Here is a 23,760-nt window from a genome sequence, read left to right on the forward strand (position 1 = left end):
CTCCCCTATCTTGCTGGTTCCGACGCCCGATGCGAAACCCGACGCGGCGGACGTTTACCTACTCGACCGTAAGTGGCCAGGTACTCACCTCCGGTCGATGCGCGCCGTCGCGGTGTGCGGTATCCCTCACCCAACGATCGGCGACCGCGTCCTACCATCCGGTAATGAGCGAAGCGCGGTCAAGCGAGTCGGGTTTCCCGATCAAGGGCGTCTACACGGCGGCCGACCTTCCGGAGGACCTGGACTCCCGGCTGGGCGGCCCGGGCGAATACCCGTACACCCGCGGTGTCTACCCGACGATGTACACCTCCCGGCCGTGGACGATGCGGCAGTACGCCGGCTTCGGCACGGCCACGGAGAGCAACGCCCGCTACCACCAGCTGCTGCGCGCCGGCACCATGGGCCTCTCCGTCGCCTTCGACCTGCCCACCCAGATGGGGTACGACTCCGACGACCCGATCGCGCACGGCGAGGTCGGCAAGGTCGGTGTGGCCATCGACTCCATCGAGGACATGCGGACGCTCTTCGACGGGATCCCGCTGGACAAGGTCTCCACCTCGATGACCATCAACGCGCCCGGCTCGGTGCTGCTGCTGCTCTACCAGCTCGTGGCGGAGGAGTCCGGGGTGCCGGGCTCGGCGCTCAACGGCACCATCCAGAACGACATCCTCAAGGAGTACATCGCCCGGGGGACGTACATCTTCCCGCCGAAGCCCTCGCTGCGGCTGGTCGCCGACACCTTCGCGTACTGCCGGGCCGAGGTGCCGAAGTGGAACACCATCTCCATCTCCGGCTACCACATGGCCGAGGCCGGCGCGTCGCCCGCGCAGGAGATCGCGTTCACCCTGGCCAACGGCGTGGAGTACGTCCGGGCGGCGCTCGCCGCCGGGCTGGCCGTCGACGACTTCGCACCCCGGCTGTCGTTCTTCTTCGTGGCGCGCACGACCCTGCTGGAGGAGGTCGCCAAGTTCCGGGCGGCCCGGCGCATCTGGGCCCGGCTGATGCGGGACGAGTTCGGGGCGAAGAACCCGAAGTCGATGATGCTGCGGTTCCACACCCAGACGGCGGGCGTGCAGCTCACCGCGCAGCAGCCGGAGGTGAACCTCGTCCGGGTGGCGGTGCAGGGCCTCGGCGCGGTGCTCGGCGGCACCCAGTCGCTGCACACCAACAGCTTCGACGAGGCGATCGCGCTGCCCACCGAGAAGGCGGCCCGGCTGGCCCTGCGTACGCAGCAGGTGCTGGCGTACGAGACGGACCTGACCGCCACCGTCGACCCGTTCGCCGGGTCGTACGTGGTGGAGGCGATGACCGCCGAGCTGGAGACGGCCGCCGACGAGCTGATGCAGCGGGTCTTCGACCACGGTTCGGCGGTCGATGCCATCGAGGCCGGCTTCCAGAAGCGGGAGATCGAGCAGTCCGCGTACCGGATCGCCCAGGAGATCGACTCGGGTGAGCGGGTGGTGGTCGGGCTCAACCGGTTCCAGATCGACGAGGAGGAGCCGTACGAGCCGCTGCGGGTGGACCCGGCCATCGAGGTCGGCCAGGCGGAGCGGCTGGCCAAGCTGCGCGCCCAGCGGGACTCCGGGACGGTCGAGCGGGCACTGGCCGAGCTGCGGTCCGCGGCCGAGGGCAACGCCAACGTGCTGTATCCGATGCGGGAGGCGCTGCGGGTCCGGGCGACCGTCGGTGAGGTGTGCGGCACGCTGCGCGACGTGTGGGGGATCTACCGGCCCAGCGACCGGTTCTGAGCAGCCGACGGCGGCCCTCGCCGGCACCCCGCACGGTGTCCGGCGCGGGCCGCCGTCGCGTTCCCGACCGCCCTGACCTGGGCGTACGCCGCAGGGACGGCGTACAGTCGATGGTCTCCCGCATGCGGCGGGGGCGGTGACGGCTCGGCGCGGATCCTCCCCGGGCGCCGCCGCCCGGGCGCCGCTCCCGGGGCCGTCGGGCAGCGTGGCCGGAGCCGGCTCGCGTGTGCGGATCAGGAATGCGGGTAACCCGGTCGGGGAACCGGACGGACAGCATGTGCGGTCGCACTCGGGGCCGTCATGTCACCGTGTGGAGCCGTCCGACCGCCGACCGTGTCACGCAATTGTCCGAGCGGCAGTTAATTGCCGCGACTAATGCGACAATTCGGAACGACGGCCCCGGATTTGGTGACCGTTGAATCGGTTACGCGTTGTAGGAGGGGTGGGGCAGATGACGGCGTTCGACCGCGATCTACCTGCTGTCCCGCAGATATTCGGGCCCTCTCACCAGGGCATTCGTGACGCTGCGCGGTCCGACCGCTACGCGAAAGATGTTGCGCAGCGTCACCGCCGGAGGTCTAGGCTGTCTGCTGTTCTCCCCGATGATCCATCCATCTCTAGTGATCGAGAATTCGACGTGACGAGTGCGTTGACGCTGCCGTCAGGCAGCCCGCTGGCATCGTCCTGGCCGGAGGCGCCGACCGGGTCCCAGCCCCTGCCCCTGGAGCTCGACCATCTGCTCGCCCTGCGCGTACCCGGCCTCATCGCCACCCGCCGTCACATCCACTCCCACCCCGAGCTGTCGGGCGAGGAGTTCGAGACGGCCGCCCTGGTCCACCGCGAGCTCTCCCTCGCCGGGCTGAAGCCGCGCCTGCTGCCCAAGGGCAACGGCGTCATCTGCGACATCGACGGGCGACCGGACGGCCCGGTGATCGCGCTCCGCGCCGACATCGACGCGCTGCCGCTCAGCGACCCGAAGGACGTGCCGTACCGGTCCACCGTGGACGGCATCTGCCACGCCTGCGGGCACGACGTGCACACCACCGTGATGCTCGGCGTGGGCATGCTGCTCGCCCAGCTCGCCGACCTCGGCCAGCTCGACGGCCGGGTGCGGCTCATCTTCCAGCCCGCCGAGGAGATCCTGCCCTGCGGCTCGCTGGAGGTCATCGAGGCCGGTGGCCTGGACGACGTGGTGCAGATCTTCGCGGTGCACTGCGACCCGAACCTGCCGGTCGGCAAGGTCGGCCTGCGGGTCGGCCCCATCACCGCCGCCGCCGACAACGTCACCGTTCGGCTCACCGGCCCCGGCGGGCACACCGCCCGCCCGCACCTGACGGTCGACCTGGTCGACGCGCTCGGCCGGCTCGTCACCGAGGTGCCGACCCTGGTCAGCCGCCGGGTGCCGGCCAACAGCGGGCTGCTGCTCGTGTTCGGCCACGCCTCGGCCGGCACCCGCTACAACGTCATCCCCTCGGAGGCGTGCGCCGCCGGCACCCTGCGCGTGATGGACCGGGACACCTGGGATCAGGCCCCGAAGATCGTGGCGCAGGTGGTGCGGGACGTCCTCGCACCCACCGGCGCGACCGTCGACCTGGAGTACCTGCGTGGCCGTCCGCCGGTGACCAACGACGCCCGGGCCATCGGCGTGCTCACGGCCGCCACTGCCGCCGCGCTCGGCCCCGAGGGCATCGCGGAGACCCCGCAGAGCATGGGCGGCGAGGACTTCTCCTGGTACCTGGAGCACGTGCCCGGCGCGCTCGCCCGCCTCGGCGTCGGCCGGAACGGGCCCAACGTGGACCTGCACCGGGCCTCGTTCGACGTGGACGAGCGTGCCATCCCGGTCGGCGTCCGCCTCATGGTCCAGACCGCGCTGCGGGCACTGGCGGCGGCCCGCTAGGCACCGGGCCGTCCGGCACCGCCGCCTCGCCCGGGGGCGTACGGCGACGCCGGCGGGTCAGGGCCAGCGCGAGCGCCACCGGCACGCCGATCGCCACCGCGAACGGCAGCACCGCGCCCAGCACGGTGAGCGCCACCCGCAGCGAGCCCAGGAACGCCGACCAGCCACCGCGCAACCCGGCCAGGAAACCGAGGTCCTCCTCCTCGTCGCCGGGGGGCGCGGCCTCCGGGCCGACGAAGGTCACCGTGATGGTGGAGAGCGCGGTCAGGTCGCCGAGCCGGCGCTTCTTGGCCTCCAGCGAGGCGAGGTCCGCCTCGCGGCGGCCCACCTCGTTCTCCAGCGTGACCAGGTCGTTGATCGAGGTGGCCCGGGCCAGCAGCCGCCGGGCGCTGTCCACCCGCGCCCGCTGGGTCGCGATCCGGGCGTCCAGGTCGACGGTCTCCTCGGTGACGTCCTCGGTCCGCACCTCGCGCCGCTCCTGCTTACCCAACCTGGTCAGCGCATCCAGCACGGTGGTGAATCGCTCCGCCGGCACCCGCAGGGTCAGCTCGGCCCGGGCGTCCGCCGAGTCGCTGTTGCGCTGGTCGCCGCCGACGAACCCGCCGGCCGCCGTCGCCGCCGTGCTCGCCTCGCGGGCCGCCCGCTCCACGTCGTCCACCCGCACCTGCAGCGTTCCGGTGTAGATGATCGCCCGCTGGTCGACCCGCAGGTCGGCGCCACCCGCACCGGACTGCGCCTTCTCCGGCGCGCCCTGGTCCCGCGCCGCCGCGTCCCCACCTGCCGCGTCCCCGCCCGCCACCGCCGGCGGCTGCGCGGCCGAGCCCGTGTTGTCGGTCCCCCCGCCGTCCGAGCTGCACGCCCCGGCGGCCAGCACCACCAGCAGCCCGGCCGCCGCGAGCGCCGGGCCCCGGCGGTGGCTGTCCCGTATCCTCATCTGCGCGCTCCGATCCCTCGTCGGCCCCGCTGCGGGACCGATACGTCGGACGCGACGCGACACCGCGCCGGTTCCGGCAGACTGCGCTGAGGACGTCACGATTCGATAATCGAGGAGTCACGATGCACCTCACCAAGTACGCCCACTCCTGCGTGCGGCTGGAGCACGACGGGGGAGTGCTGGTCGTGGACCCCGGAGTCTTCAGCGATCCGGCGGCGCTGGACGGGGCGGACGCGGTGCTCATCACCCACGAGCACCCGGACCATGTGAACGTCGAGGCGCTGACCCGGGCGCTGTCCCGGCGACCGGCCCCGGTGTACGGGCCGGGCTCACTCGCCGGGGTCCTCGGCGACGCCGCCGAGGCGCTGAACGTGGTCATGCCCGGTGAGTCGTTCACCGCCGCCGGGGTGGCGGTCCGGGCGTACGGCGGCCAGCACGCGGTCATCCACCCGGACATCCCCGTCGTCCCGAACCTGGGCTACCTGTTCAACGACGTCGTCTACCACCCGGGCGACGCGCTCGTGGTGCCCGACGAGGTTCAGGTGGACACCCTCTTCGCGCCGATCCACGCGCCCTGGTCGAAGTTCTCCGAGGTGGTCGACTTCATTCGGGCGGTCGCGCCGCGCCGGGCGTTCGCGCTGCACGACGCGCTGCTCAACGAGAACGGCTTCGGTGTGCTCGACCGGCAGTACACCGCGTTGTCGAAGACCGAGTACCGGCGCCTGGAACCGGGCACCCGGATCGACGCCTGAGCACGGATGGCCGGTCCACCCCCCGACCTGGTCCAGCGGCTCTACGCGACGCCGCCGGACCGGTTCGTCGCGGCCCGGGACGAGGCGGTCGCCGAGGCGCGCCGGGCCGGTGACCCGAAGGGCGCCCGGGAGATCGGCAAGCTGCGTCGGCCCACCGTCGCGGCCTGGCTGGTCAACCTGCTCGCCATCCGCCGGCCGGAGCTGGTCGCCGACCTGGCCCAGCTCGCCGAGTCGCTCCGCTCGGCCCAGCGCGAGCTGCGCGGCGGCCGGCTCCGCGAACTCTCCGCGCAGCGCCGGGCCGTCGTGGGGGCGCTGGTCGCCGAGGTACGCAAGCTGGCCGCCGCTGAGCCGGCCGCCCCGCCGGCCGGGAAACTGCCGCTCGGTGAGGTCGAGGCGACGCTGAACGCCGCGCTTTCCGACACCGAGGTGGCCGAACAGGTACGCGCCGGCCGGCTCCTACGGGCCACCCACTACGCCGGGTTCGGCGAGGTGCCCCGGCCGCAGCTGCGGCTGGTCACCGGCGGTGGCGAGGAGGAACCCGCCGTACCCGACCGGGCGGCCGAGCGGGCCGAGGCCCGGCGGACGCGCGACCAGCGGGCCGCCGATCGGGCGGCCCGGGCCGAGCGGGCGAAGCGCCGCCGGGCCGTGGAACGAGAGCTGGCGAAGGCCCGCGACGACCAGGACCGGGCCGAGGCGGAGCTGACCGAGGCCACCGACGCGGAACGGGACGGTGTGGCGACGCTGGACCGCATCGAGACCGAACTGGCCGAGCTGGAACGCCGCCGGGCCGCGGCAGAGCAGGAGCTGAGCCGGGCCAAGCTGGCCCGTCGCGGCGCGGAACGGTCGCTCACCGCGGCCCGCCGGCGCACCGGCGAGGTGGAGGCCGCGTTGGAGGCGCTGGACGCCGAAGAGGGGGATGCCGCGGAGGATGACCCCGAGGCAGACTGACCGTGATGGATGACCACGGTGGACGGACGGTGGTGGGCCGCCGATGACCCCGGAGCAGGTCGCCGCGGCCAGCAAGCCGCTGGTGCTGGAGCTCGGGGAGGCATTCTCCCGCTGCCCGTCGACGCTGCGCCGGGCCCGGCTGCTCGGCATCTCCGGCTGGGCCTTCTACATCACCGGCCGGGCCGGTGCGCTCGGTGACGTCCGCGCCGAGACGGTCGCCGCGGCGCTCGGGTTCATCGCCCCGGAGGCCGTCGCCGACGGCTGGGACGCCGCCGTGCGCACCGTCCCGCCGCTGGAGGTGGCCGGCGCGAACCTGGCCGAGTGCTGCCGGTGGGGCGCGACCAACCTGGGCGACGCTCCGGAGACGTCCCGCCTCGCCGGGCTGCTGCGGAGGGTGGTCGACGCCGCCGACGGCAGCGGCATGCCGCTCTTCGCCGCCTGGCGGGCCATGCCGGTCGACGATCCCACGCCCGGCGCCGAGGCGGCCGTCGCGCTGCTGCTGCTCCGCGAGCACTTCGCGGGGGCGTACCTGCTGGCGGTGCGGGCCGCCGGGATGACCCCGCTGGAGGCGGTGCTGGCCGGGCCGGAGGGGGACGCCGGGGCGGCCGCGTGCGGCTGGTCGCCGCCGTACCCGCCGGTGGGGCCCCTCGTACGGCGGCGGCTCTGGGCCGAGGCGGTGACCGACCGGCTGGTGTCCCCGGCGTTCCGGGCGCTCGGCCCCGGCGAGGGCGCGGAACTGCTCAACCTGCTCACCGCCGCGCGGCTGCACGTCCGCGGCGGATAATTGGGGAGCGCGGTCGCCGGGACGGCTGCCAGGATCTGCCGCGTGACGATTCCCGCCGGCTGGACGGCCCGCCGCCCCACCCTCGACGACGTGCCCGCGATCCTGGCGGTGGTGCACGCCGCCGACACCTTCGCCGTCGGCTACCCCGACTTCGACGCGGAGGACGTCCGGGACGCCCTCACCGCGCCCTTCGTCGACCCGGCCCGCGACTCGTGGCTGGTCACCGACCCGGACGGCACCGCCGTGGCCTGGGCGATCCTGAGCAACCCCACCGGCGTGGGCCGGGAGTGGGTGGACGTCTCGGTGGATCCGGACCGCGCCGCGGACCTGCGCGCCCCGCTGCTGGCCCGGCTGCTCGACCGGGTCGCCGAGCGGGCCGCCGAGCGCGGCCTGCCCGCCCTCACCGTCCGGACCGGCGTCTTCGCCTCGGAAACCCGCTGGGCGGAGGAGCTGGCCGGGGCCGGCTTCACCCGGCTCAAGCGGTACATCCGGATGACCCGCCCCCTCGCCGACCTGCCCGCCGAGCCGGCGCCCCCGGCCGGGGTGACCGTCCGGCCGCTGCGCGCCGACGACGAGGCCGACCTGCGGCTGTTCCACCGGATCTTCGACACCGCCTTCCGCGACACCCCCGACTACGAGCCGGTCGGCTTCGACCAGTGGCGGGAGCAGCTCCCCTCCTACGGGAAGGTGTGGGACGAGTGGTTCCTGGCCGAGGTCGACGGGGAGCCGGCCGGCGCCCTCCAGTCCTCCGACCAGGCACTGGACCAGGACATGGGTTGGGTCCGGACGCTGTCCGTGCTGCCCGCCCACCGGCGGCGCGGGGTGGGTGCGGCGCTGCTGCGCCGGGCCTTCGCCGTCTACGCCGCCAAGGGCCGGGCCGGGGCCGGTCTCGGTGTCGACCTGGCCAACCCCACCGCCCCGGTCACCCTCTACCGCTCGGTCGGACTGGTCGAGGCGCGCTGGACCGACATGTACGAGCGGAGCGTCCCCGCCTCGGGTGTGTGATAGGCGACCCGGCGCGGGGTCGGCGCCCGATCGGACGACCGGCCGGAGCAGACTGGAGCGGTGGGAGACGCGCTACGCGGACGCGGTGCCGGTGGGGCGGGACCGCAGCTCGGTGACGTAGTCGTCCGGCGCGCCCGCCTTCTCGGCCGCGTTCGCGATCTCCGACAGATACCAGGACGTCGGCAGGCCGCCCTCGTAACCGTCGAAGACGTAGACCCAGGCGGTCACGTCCCCGTCCAGCGTCGAGACGCGGACGGTCAGCTTCCGGTACGTCCCGGACGTCACGCCCTCGATCTCGTCGAGCTGGGCCGCGTCGTAGGGGTGGATGTCGTAGAGCGCCACGAAGACCCGGTCACCCGGCGACTCGACGACCGTGCTGACCGAGCCCTCCCAGCCGATGACGTCCTCGCCCGCGAAGGTGAGCCGCCACGCCTCCAGCCAGCCGGTGCCCACCATCGGCGAATGCGGACAGTAGGCACGCATGCGGGCGGGGTCCAGGTGTGAGCCGTAAGCGGCGTAAAGACGCACGGCGATGACGATAGCCCGGCCAGCGGGTGGGGGAGAATACGACGGTGCGTGTCGAGCGCGACGGGGAGAAGAAAGTCACTGTGAGCACTGACGAGGGGCGAACGCTGTGAGCCAGATCGTGATCATCGGCGGAGGGCCGGCCGGGTACGAGGCGGCGCTGGTCGCCGCCCAGCTGGACGCTGATGTCACCGTGGTGGAGGCGGAGGGAGCCGGCGGCGCCTGCGTGCTCTCCGACTGCGTACCGTCCAAGACCTTCATCGCCAGCTCCGAGGTAGTGACGGGCTACCGGGACACCGAGGAGTTCGGCGTGCACTCCGACGGGTTGGAGGCCGTCACGGTCGACGCCCGGGCCGTGCACGAGCGGGTCAAGCGGCTCGCCCTGGCCCAGTCCGCCGACATCCACGCCAAGCTGGTCAAGGCCGGCGTCGAGTTCGTCGCCGGCACGGCCCGGCTCGGCGAGGACACCCTCGGTCACACCCACCGCGTGATCGTCACCCCGGCCGGCGGCGGCGAGGAATACTCGATCGCCGCCACGACCGTGCTGATCGCCACCGGCTCCACCCCGCGCCAGCTCCCCACCGCCGTGCCCGACGGCGAGCGCATCCTGACCTGGCGCCAGGTGTACGACCTGCCGGAACTGCCCGAGCACCTCATCGTGGTCGGCTCCGGCGTGACCGGCGCCGAGTTCGCCAGCGCCTACCTGGCCATGGGGGTCGAGGTCACCCTGGTCTCCAGCCGGGACCGGGTCATGCCGCACGAGGACGCCGACGCGGCCTCCGCGATCGAGCGGGTGTTCCGCAACCGGGGCATGACGATCCTCAACAACTCCCGGGCCGAGGCGGTCCGCCGGATCGGCGACGGCGTCGAGGTCACGCTCGCCGACGGCCGGGTGGTGGCCGGCTCCCACGCGCTGATCGCGGTCGGCTCGATCCCGAACACCGCCGACCTGGGCCTCGCCGAGTACGGCGTCGAGCTGGCCCGGGGCGGCTACGTCACGGTCGACCGGGTCTCCCGCACCAACGTCCCCGGCATCTACGCGGCCGGCGACTGCACCGGGGTGCTGCTGCTGGCCAGCGTCGCCGCCATGCAGGGCCGGATCGCCATGTGGCACGCGCTCGGCGAGGCGGTCCGGCCGCTGCGGCTGCGTACCGTCGCGGCGAACGTCTTCACGGACCCGGAGCTGGCCACCGTCGGCGTCTCGCAGAACGAGGTCGACGCCGGCAAGGTCCCGGCCCGCCAGGTGATGCTGCCGCTGTCCGGGAACGCCCGGGCGAAGATGGACGACCTGGCCGACGGCTTCGTCAAGCTGTTCTGCCGGCCGGCCAGCGGCCAGGTGATCGGCGGCGTGGTGGTCGCGCCGAAGGCCAGCGAGCTGATCCTGCCGATCACCATGGCGGTGGAGAACAACCTGACCGTCAACGAGCTGGCCCAGACCATCACCATCTACCCGAGCTTGTCCGGCTCGATCACCGAGGCCGCCCGCCAGCTCATGCTCCACGAACTGGAGTGAGCTCGCGGTCCCGCGCCGGCATCGCCAGCTCGGCGAGGTGGGGGTGTTCCCGGAGTCGGGGCACCGCCACCTCGCCGGTCCCGCGGCGGAGCAGGGTGCCGGCGACCACCGTGAGCAGGGCGACCTCGGTGAGGATGAGCAGGCGCTCGACGAGGCCGATCAGCAGCCGGTCGCCCGGGTAGGCGGACCAGACCATGGCCCCGGCCAGCACAAGGCTGGTCAGGGCCAGCCCGCGCATCCACCCGCCGGCCCGCCCGCCGAGCCGCGGGGCGAGCAGCCAGCCGGCGATCGGCAGGGCCACGAAGGCCACCACCGAGGCGTACCGGTGCACGTAGGCGGCGGTGTCCATGGGCAGCCCCGGCTCGTTGGTGGGCACCATCGCGGCCGAGAGCAGACCGGCCGACCAGGCCACCAGCAGCGCCGTCGCGAGCCGTCCCACCCCGGCCCGGCGCAGCGCCGGCAGGAGGACGACGGTGGCCGCGGCCAGCACGGCCATGGCCGTGTCGATGACGCCGCCCCGGTCGGAGACGGCGAAGTCGCTGACGGTCAGCGACCAGGGATTGAGGTCGTCGTTCACCTCGAGGTGACCGAGGACGGCGAGCACTGCCGCCAGGGCGATCCCGCCGAGGGCCAGCAGGCCGTTGCTCCGGTTTCCAGGCATGCCTCAGCCTGTCGCCGGAACCGCCCGAAACGGATCGGGGACCACCACCCACTTCGATCCCGGGGTCGCCCCCTACCGGGTGCTCCGGGTGAGGGGGATCAGGCCACGTTGAGCTGGATGTTCCCGATCCGGGCGACGACGTCGAGGTGCCCGCCGAGGCCGATCACGTAGGCCCTCAGCGTCTCCAGACTGGTGCTCTCCCCGTTCTCGATCTGGCTGATTCTCGCCTGGGAGAGACCCGCCGCCTCGGCCAGCTGCGTCTGTGTCATGCCCAACTGCTTACGGATCTCAGCGAGCTGTGCGCCGCTGACCGAGGCGAGCATCTGCTCCCGCAGCTGTCCACGCCGAGCCGCGCGATCGGGTTCGTCCCACGTGGGATCGATGTCCCTGGCCTTGGCCTTGACGTCGCGCCAGTTCACTCCGTCGCTCATTGCTGATCTTCCTTCAGGCTGATGAGGTGCGCTGCTTTCAGGCGGTCGACCAGGGGGCGTCCCAACGCGGGGCCGTGCTCCCCGAGCAGGTCGATCGCTTCGCTCACGAGGTCAGCCGTGAGGGGATCGGTCCGGCACAGATCGAGGAACCACGCTTCCACCTCCGGATGCAGCCTGATCTCGCACATACGGTCAATATAAGTACAGCTTATATCTCTCGCCCGGCCCGACACGCGGAGTCGGAGATGTCCAGGTCAGTCGACCGTCGCCTCGGCCTCGCGGCGGGAGTTGCGGGCGCTGATCACCGTCATCGCCCAGCCCGCCCCCGCGAACCCGGCCGCCGCCGCCCCGCCGATGAGCAGCAGCCGCCACGCCGACTGGGTCAGCGCGGCGCCGCCGAGGTGGCCGACCAGCGTCCCGTACGCGGCCCAGCAGGTGGCCGCCGCGCCCTCGTAGAGGACGAAGAGGCGGTACGGGTAGCGGCTGCGCCCGGCCGAGAAGCAGGCCGCCATCCGGCCCCCGGGCACGAAGCGGCAGAGCAGTATCACCAGTGGCCCCGGCTCGCGCAGCCCACGGGTGACCCGGGCGGCGGCCCGGCGGGCCCGTCCCGGCGTCGAGTGCCGTGGCGTGCGGCGGGCCGGGGCGGTGCGGCCCAGCAGGTAGCAGGCGAGGTCGCCGGCGAAGACGCCGAACGCGCCGACGGCGATGGTCAGCGGCAGGCTGAGCCCGCCGTAGACGGTCAGCGCCCCGCTGGTGATCATGACGACCTGCGTCGGCACCACCGGCACGAAGGCGTCGGCGACCAGCAGGGTGAGCAGCACCGCGTACGCCCATGCGGGCGACGCGACATCAGAGATGAGTTCGGCCACGACCGCCACCTCGCCGGAGTTCCCCGTTCGACCGCACCGAGCCTGACGGCGTGTCCCGGGTCACCGCGGACAGCCCTGCCCGGTGGTGACGGCCGACACCAGCAGGCCACTGGTGTTCAACGATGCGGCGCCGCCGAATGTGACGACCAGCCGGCGCGCCGCCGCGCGCCGGGGCGGGCGGCAGATCGCCGATCCGCGGCGTACCGTTGTCGGGGCGCGGCTCCGGAGACGTCGGGTCCCCCGTTCCTGACGTCCGGGCCGCCGCGGGTCGCCGGCAGGTCCCGTGCCGGCGACCCGCCCCCACCGCACCACCGCCGGGTGCGTCGCCAAATTCAGGTGCCTCCGTGGCGCCGCCGCGCGTACCGTCGCCGCATGCGCAGCGCGGTGGAGACCACGACGCCGGGTATCCCCGGCGCGCCGCACTGACCTTTCCGTCGACGAGGCCCCGGGGCGATCCGCTCCGGGGCCTCGCGGCGTTCCGGGTCAGCTCGCCTCCGGGTCGTACCCGATCAAGGAGAGCGACATGATCGACCACCGCAGGCTCGGCCGGGACCTGGAGTTGTTCGTCTCCGACCCGCTGGCCGGCGCCGGGCTGCCCATCTGGCTGCCGGCCGGCGCCGCGGCCCGGCACGCCGTCGAGGAGTACGTGCGTGAGCTGGAGCGCCGGGCCGGCTACCGGCACGTCTACTCGCCGCCCCTGGGCAAACGGGAGCTGTTCGAGTTGTCCGGCCACCTCGGCTACTTCGCCGACGACATGTTCCCGCCCATGCGCCTGAGCGCCGACGACGAGTTCGTGCTGCGTCCCGCGCTCTGCCCGCACCACGCGCTGGTCTTCCGCGCCCGGGGCCGCTCCTACCGGGAGCTGCCGCTGCGGGTCGCCGAGATCGGCGGGATGTACCGCGCGGAGCGCTCGGGGGTGCTCGGCGGGCTGTCCCGGGTGCGCGCCATCTCCCTCAACGACGCGCACAACTTCTGCGCGCTGGAGCAGGTCGGCGACGAGGTGCGCGAGATCCTCCGGCTGATCCGCGAGGCGCACGCCGCGCTCGGCGTGCGGCCGGCCGGCTTCCGGCTGTCGCTGCGCGGGCCGGGGGAGAAGTACGTCGGCGACGACGCCGACTGGGCGCGGGCCGAGGAGCTGCTCCGCGCCGCGCTCGACGGGGTGGACTACCACGAGGGCCCGGGCGAGGCCGCCTTCTACGGCCCGAAGATCGACATCCAGATCGTGGACGCGGCGGGCCGGGAGTCCACCATCTCCACCATTCAGCTCGACTTCGACAAGCCGGAGCGGTTCGACCTGTCGTACACCGACGCGGACGGGCGCCGGAAACGGCCGGTCATGGTGCACCGCAGCCTGGTCGGCAGCATGGAGCGGCTCTTCGCGTACCTCATCGAGGTGCACGGCGGCGCCTTCCCGGCCTGGTACGCCCCGGTGCAGCTGGTGCTGCTGCCGGTGGACGACGGGCAGGCCGGCGCGGCCTTCGAGCTGGCCCGCCGGGCGGAGGCGGCCGGCCTGCGGGCCGAGGTCGAGCCGGCCGGCTCGCTGGGCGCCCGGATCCGCGACGCGGCCCGGCGGAAGGTGCCGTACGTCGGGGTGATCGGCCGCCGGGAGGCTGCCGACGGATCGGTCGCGCTGCGCCTGCGTGACGGTCGCGGGCTCGACCCGATGCCGGCGGCCGAGGCGCTGGGGCTGGTCGGCGCCGTGGTGGCCGCCCGCTCGGCCGACCTGCTTCCGCCCGGCTGACGGCCCGCGCGCCGCCCCGGCCGGTTCGCTGCTCGTGGTGTCCACGTCAGCGCCCGGCCGGCGCGGCCGCCGGCTTCCCGGGCGGCCCGCCGCCGGGCCGTCCGGGCGGTCCGCCGGCCGGCAGCGGCGCGGCGGCCTCCTCGTCGATCGCCGCGCCGGTGAACTGCGACCGGTAGAGCTGGGCGTACGGGCCGTTCGCGGCGACCAGTTCGTCGTGCGTGCCCTGCTCGACGATCCGGCCCTGGTCCATCATGAGGATCAGGTCGGCGTCCCGGATGGTGGAGAGCCGGTGCGCGATGACGAAACTGGTCCGGTCGGTGCGCAGCGCCGCCATGGCCCGCTGGAGCAGCACCTCGGTGCGGGTGTCGACCGAGCTGGTCGCCTCGTCCAGGATGAGCAGCGACGGCTCGGCGAGGAACGCCCGGGCGATGGTGATGAGCTGCTTCTCGCCGGCGCTGACGTTGCTGCCCTCCTCGTCGATCACGGTGTCGTAGCCGTCGGGGAGGCTGCGCACGAACCGGTCCACGAAGGTGGCCTGGGCCGCCGCCCGGATCTCCTCGTCGGTGGCGGTCGGCCGCCCGTACGCGATGTTGTCGCGAATGGTGCCGCCGAAGAGCCAGGTGTCCTGGAGCACCATGCCGATCCGGCTCCGCAGCTCGTCCCGGCGCAGGGAGCTGATGTCCACCCCGTCCATGGTGATCCGGCCGGCGTCCAGCTCGTAGAACCGCATGATCAGGTTGACCAGGGTGGTCTTGCCGGCGCCCGTCGGGCCGACGATGGCCACCGTGTGCCCGGGTTCGGCCACCAGCGAGAGGTCGTCGATCAGGGGCTTGTCCGGGTCGTACCGGAAGGAGACGTGCTCGAACTCGACCCGGCCGGTGACCCGGGGCGGCGCCGGCCGGTCGGGGGTCTGCTCCTCGGCGTCGAGCACCTCGAAGACCCGCTCGGCCGAGGCCACCCCGGACTGGAGCAGGTTGGCCATCGAGGCGATCTGGGTCAGCGGCTGGGTGAACTGCCGGGAGTACTGGATGAACGCCTGCACGTCGCCGAGGCTCATCGACCCGGAGGCCACCCGCAGCCCGCCGACCACGGCGATCGCGACGTAGCTGAGGTTCCCGACGAACATCATCGCCGGCATGATGATCCCGGAGATGAACTGGGCCCCGAAGCTGGCCTGGAACAGCTCGTCGTTCTTGGCCGCGAAGGCCGCCTGTGCCTCGCGCTGCCGGCCGAAGACCTTGACCAGCTCGTGGCCGGTGTACGTCTCCTCGATGATGCCGTTCAGCTCACCGGTGTGCCGCCACTGCGCGATGAACCGGCGCTGCGACCGTTTGGCGATCTGCTGGGTGACGAGCACCGACAGCGGCACGGCGATCAGGGCGACCAGCGCCAGCAGCGGCGAGATCCAGACCATCATGGCCAGCACGCCGACCACCGTGAGCAGCGCGCTGAGCAGCTGGCTGAGCGTCTGCGACAGCGTCTGCGAGATGTTGTCGATGTCGTTGGTGACCCGGCTCAGCAGCTCGCCCCGGGGCTGCTTGTCGAAGTACGGCAGCGGCAGCCGGTTGAGCTTCTCCTCCACGTCGGCGCGCAGCCGCAGCACGGTGCGCTGCACCACCCCGTTGAGCAGCCAACCCTGCCACCACATCAGCAGGCCGGCCCCCACGTAGAGGGCCAGCGCCAGGGCGAGCGTGCGGCCCAGCGCGGTGAAGTCGATGCCCGCACCGGGCACCACGTTCATCCGGGCCAGCATGTCGGCGAAGTTGTCGTTGCCGGCCGCCCGGGCCGCGGCCACCGCCTGCTCGGGAGTGGTGCCGGCGGGAATCTGCCGGCCCACCACCCCGGCGAAGATCAGGTCGGTGGCGTGCCCGAGGATCTTCGGCCCGGTCACGGTCGCCCCGACGCTGGCCACCGCGAGGGTGACGATCGCGGTCAGCGAGAACCGGTGCGGCCGCAGGCGGCCCAGCAGCCGCCGGGCGGACGGCCCGAAGTTCATCGACTTCTCCGCCGGCATGGCGGCGCCCATCCACGGCGGCCCGCCGCCGCCGCGCCGTGCGGCCGCCGCCGGCAACCGCTGCGGCGCACCGCCGCCGGCCTGCGGGCCGGGTGCCGGCGCCGGCTTCTGCCCCGGTACGGCGGTCATGCAGTCACCTCCGCCGTCTGCTGGGACGCCACGATCTCGGCGTACGTCGGGCAGGTCACCAGCAGCTCCTCATGTCGTCCCATCCCGACGACGCCCCCGTCCTCGAGCACGATGATCTGGTCGGCGTCGACGATCGTGGAGACCCGCTGGGCCACGATCACCACCACCGCGTCCGCGGTGACCGGCTTCAGCGCGGCCCGCAGCCGGGCGTCCGTGCCGAGGTCGAGCGCGGAGAAGGAGTCGTCGAAGAGGTAGATCTCCGGCTTGCGGACCAGCGCGCGGGCGATCGCGAGCCGTTGCCGCTGGCCGCCGGAGACGTTCGTGCCGCCCTGCGCGATCGGCGCGTCCAGCCCGCCCGGCATCTCCGCCACGAAGTCCCGGGCCTGGGCGATCTCCAGCGCGGCCCACAGCTCGGCGTCGGTCGCATCCGGGTTGCCGTAGCGGAGGTTGCTGGCCACCGTGCCGCTGAACAGGTACGGCCGCTGCGGGACCAGCCCGATCCGGCGCCACACCTCGTCGGGCTCCAGCAGCCGCACGTCCACCCCGTCGACCAGCACGGCGCCGGCGGTCGGGTCGACCAGCCGGGGGATCAGGGTGAGCAGGGTCGTCTTGCCGGCGCCGGTGGAGCCGATGATGGCCGTGGTCCGGCCGGGTCTGGCCCGGAACGAGATGTCGTGCAGCACCGGCGCGCTCGCCCCGGGGTACTGGAAGGCGACCTTGCGCAGCTCCAGCTCCGCGCGGCGGGTCATCGCGATCATCGGTTCGGCCGGCGGCACCACCGACGACTCGGTGTCCAGCACCTCGACGATCCGCTCGGCGCAGACCGCCGCGCGGGGCACCATCATCAGCATGAAGGTGGCCATCATGACCGCCATCAGGATCTGCATCAGGTACTGCAGGAAGGCGGTGAGCGCGCCGACCTGGATCTGGCCGGCGTCCACCCGTTCGGCGCCGAACCAGAGCACCGCGACGCTGGAGACGTTGAGCACCAGCATCACCACCGGGAAGATCAGCGCCTGGAGCCGGCCGATCCGCAGGGCGGTGGCGGTCAGGTCGGTGTTCGCCACCCGGAAGCGCTCCGTCTCGTACGGCTCGCGGACGAAGGCCCGGACCACCCGGATGCCGGTGATCTGCTCGCGCAGCACGCGGTTGACGGTGTCGATCCGGGTCTGCATGAGCCGGAAGCCGGGGACCATCCGCCGGGTGATCAGGCCCAGCGCGACCGCCAGCACCGGCACGCAGACCAGCATCAGCCAGGAGAGACCCACGTCCTCCTGCAGCGCCATCACCACGCCGCCGACGCTCATAATCGGTGCGGCGACGAGCATGGTGCAGCTCATCAGCACGAGCATCTGCACCTGCTGGACGTCGTTGGTGTTCCGGGTGATCAGCGAGGGCGCGCCGAACCGGGCCACCTCGCGGGCGGAGAAGCTGTTGACGTGCGCGAAGATGCCGGCCCGGACGTCCCGGCCGAAGCCCATCGCGGTCTTCGCGCCGAGGTAGACCGCGATGATCGAGCAGGCGATCTGGAGCAGGCTGACGAGCAGCATCCAGCCGCCCGTACGCATGATCTGGTCGGTGTCGCCGACCGCCACGCCCCGGTCGATGATGTCGGCGTTGAGGCTCGGCAGGTAGAGCGACGCCATCGTGCCGACGAACTGGAAGGCCACCACCGCGGCCAGCAACCGCCGGTACGGGCGCAGGTGAAAACGGAGCAGGCGGATCAGCACGGACGGCTCCCCGATGGGTCTTCGGTGTCGGACTCGCTGTTCCGGTTCAACCGGCGAAGGTCCCCGTCGGACATGCTCGTGATGATTTCCGTGAGGAACTCCCGGATCACGGCCTGCTTCGCCGGGTCGGCGTCGACCGAGGTCAGCGGCCGATTGCTGTGGATGAGGTCGATGATTGCCATGGCGTGTTCGCGGCCCTTGTCGGTCAGGCTGAGCTGGACGCTGCGCCGGTCGTGGGGATCGCGGCGCCGGGCCACGAACCCGTCGCGTTCCAGGGTGTCGACGATGCCGGTGAGGGTGGCCGGCCGGACGAAGCACCGCTCCGCCATCTCCCGGTGGGTGCTGTCGCCGGCCCGCAGCAGGACGAGCAGGACCCGCATGCCGGCGGAGGTGAGCCCGTGGTGCTCGGCGAGGTAGCGGCCCCAGTGCTGCTCGACGATGTGCCCGGCGATCGAGATGAGCCGGCCGAGTGGCGCGTGCTGCAGCGCGTCGGGGAAGCGGACGAGCGGTCCCATGTTCACGGGCGTTAGATTAGCCCCCGAACGGTAAGGTCCCAAACTATTTTTCGAATGCGTCATCTTGTCAATGGCAAGTTAGGGTGGTGCGCATGACCCAGCGCGCGTACCACCACGGCGATCTGCGCCGCGCCCTGCTCGACGCGGCGGTGGAGGTGATGGCCGAGTCCGATCCGGCCGCGCTGAGCCTGCGCGACCTGGCCCGCCGGGCCGGCGTCTCGCACGCCGCCCCCGCCCACCACTTCGGCGACAAGGCCGGGCTGCTCACCGCGCTGGCCGCCCAGGGTTTCGAGCTGCTGGCCGAGGCGCTGCGCGACGCCGGCGACGACCTGATCGACACCGGGGTGGCGTACGTGGGGTTCGCGGTCCGGCACCGGGCGCACTTCGAGGTGATGTTCCGCCCCGACCTCTACCGGGCCGACGACCCCGAGGTGGCGGCCGCCCGCACCCGGGCCGGCGAGCTGCTGCGCACCGGCGTGGCCCGGCGCACCGGCCGGGGGCCGGACGTCGACGCGCTCGCGGCCTGGTCGATCGTGCACGGCTTCGCCACGCTCTGGAACTCCGGCGCCCTGCCGCCCCGGGTCGGCCCCGATTCGGAGGCCGCCGCCCGCACCGTCATCAGCCGGCTCTTCCCCTGACGGCCGGGCCCCCGTCCCGCTGCGGCGGGGGGCCGGCCGCCGGGTCACCAGCTCGTCGGCAGCGGCATGCCCTCGGTGTAGCCGGCCGTGCTCTGCACGCCGACCAGGGCCCGCTCGTGGAACTCCTCCAGGTTGCGCGCGCCCGCGTAGGTGAACGCGCTGCGTACCCCCGAGATGATCTCGTCGATCAGGTCCTCGACGCCAGGCCGGGACGGGTCGAGATACATCCGCGCCGAGGAGATGCCCTCCTCGAAGATCGCCTTCCGGGCCCGGTCGAACGCGCTGTCCTCGGCGGTCCGGGCGCTCACCGCGCGCGCCGACGCCATGCCGAAGCTCTCCTTGTAGCGCCGCCCGTCGGCGTCGGTGTAGAGGTCACCGGGGGACTCGTAGGTGCCGGCGAACCAGGAGCCGATCATCACGTTCGAGGCGCCCGCAGCGAGCGCCAGCGCCACGTCGCGGGGGTGGCGTACGCCGCCGTCGGCCCACACGTGCCGGCCCAGCGAGCGGGCCGCCGCGGCGCAGTCGAGCACCGCGGAGAACTGCGGGCGGCCCACGCCGGTCATCATCCGGGTCGTGCACATGGCGCCCGGCCCGACGCCGACCTTGATGATGTCGGCGCCCGCCTCGACCAGGTCGCGTACCCCCTCGGCGGTGACCACGTTGCCCGCCGCCACCGGAACTCCGGGGTCGAGCTTGCGGACCGTCCGCAGCGCCGAGACCATCCGCTCCTGGTGCCCGTGGGCCGTGTCCACCACGAGGGTGTCCACACCGGCCTCCAGCAGCGCCGCCGCCTTGCCGGTCACGTCGCCGTTGATGCCCACCGCGGCGGCGACGCGCAGCCGGCCCCGGTCGTCCACGGCCGGCTTGTAGAGCGTGGCGCGCAGCGCGCCCGACCGGGTCAGCACCCCGACGAGGCGACCCTCGGCGTCCACGACCGGAGCGAGCCGCCGCCGGCCCGCCGAGAGCCGGTCGAAGCCGGTACGCGGGTCCGCGTCCGCCGGCACGGTGTGCAGCTCGGTCGACATCACGTGCCGGAGCTGGGCGAAGCGGTCCACCCCGACGGTGTCCGCCTCGGTGACCACCCCGAGCGGGCGGCCGGCCTCGTCCACCACGATCACCGCGCCGTGCGACCGCTTCGGCAGCAGGTGGATGGCGTCGCCGACGGTGTCCGTCGGGCCGAGCGTGATCGCGGTGTCGTGCACCAGGTGCCGCTGCTTGACCCAGGCGACGACGTTGGCCACCACCTCGATCGGGATGTCCTGGGGGATCACCGCGATCGCCCCGCGCCGGGCCACCGTCTCGGCCATCCGCCGGCCGGCGACCGCCGTCATGTTCGACACCACCAGCGGGATGGTGGTGCCGGTGCCGTCGGCCGTGGCCAGGTCGACGTCGAGCCGGGAGCCCACCTCGGAGCGGTTGGGCGCCATGAAGACGTCGTTGTAGGTCAGGTCGTGCGCGGGAGTCGCGCCATGTAGGAACCGCACCCGGCCATCATTCCTGGCCGGGCGCGCCGCCGCCGCTGATGGTCACGGAAAACACCCCGGCTCAGCCGCCGAGCAGCAGGCTCACCGCCACGGCCGCCATCACGGCCGCGATCGCGCCGTCGAGCACCCGCCAGGCGAGGGTACGGGCGAGCAGCGGCGCCAGCCGGCGGGCCCCGACGCCCAGCGCGGCGAACCAGAGCAGGCTGGCCGCCGCGGCGCCCACGCCGAAGGCCCACCGGGGTTCCTGCTGCTGCGCGACGCCGCCGAGGAGCAGCACGGTGTCCAGGTAGACGTGCGGGTTGAGCCAGGTGAAGGCGAGGCACGCCAGCACGGTCGCGCCGAGGGTGGCCGGCGGGCGGTCGCTCGGGCGGAGCGCGTCGGGGCGTACCGCGCGGCGGGCCGCCAGCAGCGCGTAGCCGAGCAGGAAGGCGGCCCCGGCCCAGCGGACCGCCACAAGGAGGCCGGGCCAATCGGCGACCAGCGAGCCCATGCCGGCCACCCCCGCGGTGATCAGCACGGCGTCCGACGCGGCGCAGATGGCGACGACCGGGACGACGTGCTCCCGGCGCAGGCCCTGCCGGAGCACGAAGGCGTTCTGCGCCCCGATGGCGACGATCAGGGCGGCGGAGACGGTGAGCCCGGCGAGGGCGGAGGCGAGGATCTGCGGCACGCGACGACGCTACGAGCGGTCTCCCATGCCAGTCCAACTGAACTTTTTCACGTTACATAAGCTCAGCTGATGGACGGCGTCGACTCCACCCAGCTCCGAACGCTCGCCGCGGTGATCGGCGAGGGCAGCTTCGAGGGGGCGGCCCGGCTGCTCCACGTCACCCAGTCGGCGGTCAGCCAGCGGATCAAGTCGCTGGAGGGTGCGGTCGGGCAGGTCCTCGTCCGCCGGAGCCGCCCGTGCCGGGTCACCGAGGCGGGACGGCCGCTGCTCCGGCTGGCCAGCCAGCTCGTCCTGCTGGAGGGCGAGGCGCTCGCCGAGGCCCGGGGGCCGCTGTCGGGCACCGGCACCCGGGTGGCCGTGGCCGTCAACGCGGACTCCCTCGCGACCTGGTTCGTCGACGCGCTGGCCCGGCTGCCGGCGGAGCAGGCGCTCTTTTTCGACGTTCGGCAGGACGACCAGGACCACAGCGCCGAGCTGCTGCGCGACGGCTCGGTGATGGCGGCGGTGACCGCCCAGCGCGAGGCGGTGCAGGGCTGCCGCGTACGCCGGCTCGGCGCGATGCGCTACCGGGCGCTGGCCACCCCGGCGCTGGCCGGCCGCTGGTTCGCCGACGGGCTGACCGCCGCGGCGCTCGCCGCCGCGCCCGTGCTCGTCTTCGACCGCAAGGACCGGGTGCAGCACCGCTTCATCCGGGCCGTGACCGGCCGGGACCTCGACCCACCGGCGCACTACCTGCCGTCGGTGCCCGCGTTCAGCGAGGCGGTCCGGCGGGGGCTCGGCTGGGCGCTCATCCCCGAGCAGCTCGCCGTGCCCGACCTGGCCGCCGGCACCTGCGTCGACCTGGATCCGGCGCGCCACGTCGACGTTCCGCTGTACTGGCAGCACTGGCGCCTGGACTCGACGGTGCTGGCCGCCCTGACGGCGGCGGTCCACGCCACGGCCGGCGAAACCCTGCACTGAGGGCTGCGGGCGGCGGCGGACCTGCTCAGGAGATGGTGCAGATGGCGGCGCCGGCGGTGATCACCGCGCCGACCTCGGCGGCCAGGCCGCTGACCGTGCCCGCCTTGTGGGCGTGCAGGGGCTGCTCCATCTTCATGGCCTCCAGGACCACCACCAGGTCGCCCTCGGCCACGGTGTCCCCGTCCGCCACGGCGATCTTGACGATGGTGCCCTGCATCGGCGAGGTGAGCGCGTCGCCGCTGGCCGCCGCGCCGGCCTTGGCGCCGCCACCCCGGCGGGCCGGCTTCTTCGCGGTGGGCGCGGCGGCCGCCGTACCCGCGCCGAGGCCGGCGGGGAGGGTGACCTCCAGCCGCTTGCCACCCACCTCGACCACGACGGTCTCGCGCTCGGCCGGGCCCTCGACGGCGCCGGCGGGGGCGGTGAACGCCGGGACCGTGTTGTTCCACCCGGTCTCGATCCACCGTGTGTGCACGGTGAACGGCTCGGCGGTGAACGCCTCGTCGCGCACCACCAGGCGGTGGAAGGGCAGTGCGGTGGCCATGCCCTCGACGACCATCTCGTCCAGCGCGCGGCGGGCCCGCTCCAGGGCCTCGGTACGCGTCTCGCCGCTGATGATCACCTTGGCCAGCAGCGAGTCGAAGTTGCCGCCGATCACGTCGCCGGCCGAGATGCCGGTGTCCACCCGCACGCCGGGGCCGGTGGGCAGCCGCAGCGCCGTGATGGTGCCCGGGGCGGGCAGGAAGTTGCGGCCCGGGTCCTCGCCGTTGATCCGGAACTCGATCGAGTGGCCGCGCGGGGTCGGGTCCTCGGTGAACCGCAGCTTCTCACCGTCGGCGATGCGGAACTGCTCGCGGACCAGGTCGATTCCGGCGGTCTCCTCGGTCACCGGGTGCTCCACCTGGAGCCGGGTGTTGACCTCCAGGAAGGAGATGGTGCCGTCGGCACCGACCAGGTATTCCACCGTGCCGGCGCCGTGGTAGCCGGCCTCCCGGCAGATGGCCTTGGCGCTGTCGTGGATCTGCCGGCGCTGCGCGTCGGTGAGGAACGGCGCCGGGGCCTCCTCGACCAGCTTCTGGTGCCGGCGCTGGAGCGAGCAGTCGCGGGTGCCCACCACGATGACGTTGCCGTGCTGGTCGGCCAGCACCTGCGCCTCGACGTGGCGGGGCTGGTCCAGGTAGCGCTCGACGAAGCACTCGCCCCGGCCGAACGCGGCGACCGCCTCGCGGGTGGCCGACTCGAACAGGTGCGGGATCTCCTCCATGGTGCGGGCCACCTTGAGGCCGCGCCCGCCGCCGCCGAAGGCCGCCTTGATGGCGACCGGCAGGCCGTGGTCGACGGCGAAGGCCATCACCTCGTCGGCGTTGCCGACCGGGTCCGGGGTGCCGGGGACCAGCGGCGCGCCGGCCCGCTGGGCGATGTGCCGGGCGGTCACCTTGTCGCCGAGGTCGCGGATCGCCTGCGGGGTCGGGCCGATCCAGGTCAGCCCGGCGTCGATGACGGCCTGGGCGAAGTCAGCGTTCTCGGAGAGGAAGCCGTAGCCGGGGTGCACCGCGTCGGCGCCGGCCTTGGCGGCCACGTCGATCAGCTTGTCGATCCGCAGGTAGCTGTCGGCCGCGGTGTCGCCGCCCAGGGCGTACGCCTCGTCGGCGAGGGTGGCGTGCAGGGCGTCCCGGTCGGAGTCCGCGTAGACGGCGACGCTCGCCAGGCCGGCGTCGCGGCAGGCGCGGATGACGCGGACGGCGATCTCGCCGCGGTTGGCGATGAGTACCTTGCGCACCTTGGTGGCTCCTCCCGAGGTCGTTGCCGGGAGTG

Annotated in this window: 22 protein-coding genes; 10 read left to right on the top strand and 12 right to left on the bottom strand. The window is 73.3% G+C overall.

Features of this window, described 5'->3' with window-relative positions; genetic code table 11:
* The first annotated feature begins 164 nt into the window (after nt 1-164).
* Both ABZW14_RS03330 and ABZW14_RS03335 read left to right on the top strand, forming a co-directional pair.
* Entirely contained in the window at nt 165-1,748 is a 1,584-nt protein-coding gene (locus tag ABZW14_RS03330; protein ID WP_355338939.1) for a methylmalonyl-CoA mutase family protein, read from the top strand.
* A gap of 637 nt (nt 1,749-2,385) precedes the next feature.
* The gene (locus tag ABZW14_RS03335; protein ID WP_355338942.1) at nt 2,386-3,645 is read left to right on the top strand and encodes an amidohydrolase; all 1,260 of its coding nucleotides are present in this window, start codon (nt 2,386-2,388) and stop codon (nt 3,643-3,645) included.
* Here ABZW14_RS03335 and ABZW14_RS03340 read toward each other — a convergent pair.
* On the bottom strand, nt 3,602-4,579 hold the full coding sequence (locus tag ABZW14_RS03340) for a DUF4349 domain-containing protein (RefSeq protein WP_355338945.1): 978 nt from the start codon (nt 4,577-4,579) through the stop codon (nt 3,602-3,604). The two genes, ABZW14_RS03335 and ABZW14_RS03340, sit on opposite strands and share 44 nt — an antisense overlap.
* 122 nt (nt 4,580-4,701) lie before the next feature.
* Between ABZW14_RS03340 and ABZW14_RS03345 the strand changes: the two genes are divergently transcribed.
* From ABZW14_RS03345 to ABZW14_RS03360, 4 genes are read left to right on the top strand one after another with little or no spacing between them, the layout of a single operon-like run.
* Entirely contained in the window at nt 4,702-5,331 is a 630-nt protein-coding gene (locus ABZW14_RS03345) for an MBL fold metallo-hydrolase (RefSeq protein ID WP_355338948.1), read from the top strand.
* Nucleotides 5,332-5,337: 6 nt separating this feature from the next.
* Nucleotides 5,338-6,279, top strand: coding sequence for a hypothetical protein (locus ABZW14_RS03350; RefSeq protein ID WP_355338951.1), 942 nt, complete (start codon nt 5,338-5,340; stop codon nt 6,277-6,279).
* Between the two features lie 43 nt (nt 6,280-6,322).
* Nucleotides 6,323-7,063, top strand: coding sequence for a hypothetical protein (locus ABZW14_RS03355; protein ID WP_355338954.1), 741 nt, complete (start codon nt 6,323-6,325; stop codon nt 7,061-7,063).
* 42 nt (nt 7,064-7,105) lie between these two features.
* On the top strand, nt 7,106-8,068 hold the full coding sequence (locus tag ABZW14_RS03360; protein ID WP_355338957.1) for a GNAT family N-acetyltransferase: 963 nt from the start codon (nt 7,106-7,108) through the stop codon (nt 8,066-8,068).
* A 72-nt stretch (nt 8,069-8,140) separates the two neighbouring features.
* Here the strand turns inward: ABZW14_RS03360 and ABZW14_RS03365 are convergent, their stop codons facing one another.
* Nucleotides 8,141-8,596 carry a gamma-glutamylcyclotransferase gene (locus ABZW14_RS03365; protein ID WP_355338960.1) on the bottom strand — a complete coding sequence of 152 codons (456 nt, stop codon included), beginning with the start codon at nt 8,594-8,596 and terminating at the stop codon, nt 8,141-8,143.
* Nucleotides 8,597-8,702: 106 nt separating this feature from the next.
* Here ABZW14_RS03365 and ABZW14_RS03370 point away from each other — a divergent pair, with 106 nt between their 5' ends.
* The gene (locus ABZW14_RS03370; protein WP_355338963.1) at nt 8,703-10,106 is read left to right on the top strand and encodes an NAD(P)H-quinone dehydrogenase; all 1,404 of its coding nucleotides are present in this window, start codon (nt 8,703-8,705) and stop codon (nt 10,104-10,106) included.
* Here ABZW14_RS03370 and ABZW14_RS03375 read toward each other — a convergent pair.
* The 4 genes from ABZW14_RS03375 to ABZW14_RS03390 form a co-directional block, all read right to left on the bottom strand.
* A complete protein-coding gene (locus tag ABZW14_RS03375; protein ID WP_355338966.1) occupies nt 10,084-10,767 on the bottom strand; it encodes a DUF998 domain-containing protein in 684 nt (227 codons plus the stop codon). The two genes, ABZW14_RS03370 and ABZW14_RS03375, sit on opposite strands and share 23 nt — an antisense overlap.
* Nucleotides 10,768-10,865: 98 nt before the next feature.
* Complete coding sequence (locus ABZW14_RS03380) at nt 10,866-11,198, bottom strand: helix-turn-helix transcriptional regulator (RefSeq protein WP_355338969.1); 333 nt, start codon at nt 11,196-11,198, stop codon at nt 10,866-10,868.
* A complete protein-coding gene (locus tag ABZW14_RS03385; RefSeq protein WP_355338972.1) occupies nt 11,195-11,386 on the bottom strand; it encodes a hypothetical protein in 192 nt (63 codons plus the stop codon). Before ABZW14_RS03385 ends, ABZW14_RS03380 begins: the two co-directional genes overlap by 4 nt.
* A gap of 66 nt (nt 11,387-11,452) precedes the next feature.
* Nucleotides 11,453-12,067 carry a DedA family protein gene (locus ABZW14_RS03390; protein WP_355338975.1) on the bottom strand — a complete coding sequence of 205 codons (615 nt, stop codon included), beginning with the start codon at nt 12,065-12,067 and terminating at the stop codon, nt 11,453-11,455.
* A gap of 508 nt (nt 12,068-12,575) precedes the next feature.
* Between ABZW14_RS03390 and thrS the strand changes: the two genes are divergently transcribed.
* On the top strand, nt 12,576-13,808 hold the full coding sequence (gene thrS, locus ABZW14_RS03395) for a threonine--tRNA ligase (protein ID WP_355339408.1): 1,233 nt from the start codon (nt 12,576-12,578) through the stop codon (nt 13,806-13,808).
* A 46-nt stretch (nt 13,809-13,854) separates the two neighbouring features.
* On the opposite strand, the gene ABZW14_RS03400 is transcribed toward thrS, so the two are convergent.
* The 3 genes from ABZW14_RS03400 to ABZW14_RS03410 form a co-directional block, all read right to left on the bottom strand.
* On the bottom strand, nt 13,855-15,834 hold the full coding sequence (locus ABZW14_RS03400; RefSeq protein ID WP_355339411.1) for an ABC transporter ATP-binding protein: 1,980 nt from the start codon (nt 15,832-15,834) through the stop codon (nt 13,855-13,857).
* Between the two features lie 113 nt (nt 15,835-15,947).
* Nucleotides 15,948-17,681, bottom strand: coding sequence for an ABC transporter ATP-binding protein (locus ABZW14_RS03405; RefSeq protein ID WP_355338978.1), 1,734 nt, complete (start codon nt 17,679-17,681; stop codon nt 15,948-15,950).
* Entirely contained in the window at nt 17,675-18,196 is a 522-nt protein-coding gene (locus ABZW14_RS03410; RefSeq protein ID WP_355339414.1) for a MarR family winged helix-turn-helix transcriptional regulator, read from the bottom strand. Before ABZW14_RS03410 ends, ABZW14_RS03405 begins: the two co-directional genes overlap by 7 nt.
* A gap of 92 nt (nt 18,197-18,288) precedes the next feature.
* Between ABZW14_RS03410 and ABZW14_RS03415 the strand changes: the two genes are divergently transcribed.
* Nucleotides 18,289-18,834, top strand: a complete 546-nt coding sequence (locus tag ABZW14_RS03415; protein ID WP_355338981.1) for a TetR/AcrR family transcriptional regulator — start codon at nt 18,289-18,291, stop codon at nt 18,832-18,834.
* Between the two features lie 44 nt (nt 18,835-18,878).
* Here the strand turns inward: ABZW14_RS03415 and ABZW14_RS03420 are convergent, their stop codons facing one another.
* Nucleotides 18,879-20,318 (bottom strand): GuaB1 family IMP dehydrogenase-related protein, encoded by a 1,440-nt coding sequence (locus ABZW14_RS03420; RefSeq protein WP_355338984.1) that lies wholly within the window; start codon nt 20,316-20,318, stop codon nt 18,879-18,881.
* A gap of 61 nt (nt 20,319-20,379) precedes the next feature.
* Nucleotides 20,380-20,979 carry a LysE/ArgO family amino acid transporter gene (locus ABZW14_RS03425; protein ID WP_355339417.1) on the bottom strand — a complete coding sequence of 200 codons (600 nt, stop codon included), beginning with the start codon at nt 20,977-20,979 and terminating at the stop codon, nt 20,380-20,382.
* A gap of 78 nt (nt 20,980-21,057) precedes the next feature.
* Here ABZW14_RS03425 and ABZW14_RS03430 point away from each other — a divergent pair, with 78 nt between their 5' ends.
* A complete protein-coding gene (locus tag ABZW14_RS03430; RefSeq protein ID WP_355338987.1) occupies nt 21,058-21,948 on the top strand; it encodes a LysR family transcriptional regulator ArgP in 891 nt (296 codons plus the stop codon).
* A gap of 25 nt (nt 21,949-21,973) precedes the next feature.
* Here the strand turns inward: ABZW14_RS03430 and ABZW14_RS03435 are convergent, their stop codons facing one another.
* Entirely contained in the window at nt 21,974-23,725 is a 1,752-nt protein-coding gene (locus tag ABZW14_RS03435) for a biotin carboxylase N-terminal domain-containing protein (RefSeq protein ID WP_355338990.1), read from the bottom strand.
* Nucleotides 23,726-23,760: the final 35 nt, after the last annotated feature.

It is taken from the genome of Micromonospora sp. NPDC004551, assembly GCF_040609975.1.
Lineage (GTDB): Bacteria > Actinomycetota > Actinomycetes > Mycobacteriales > Micromonosporaceae > Micromonospora.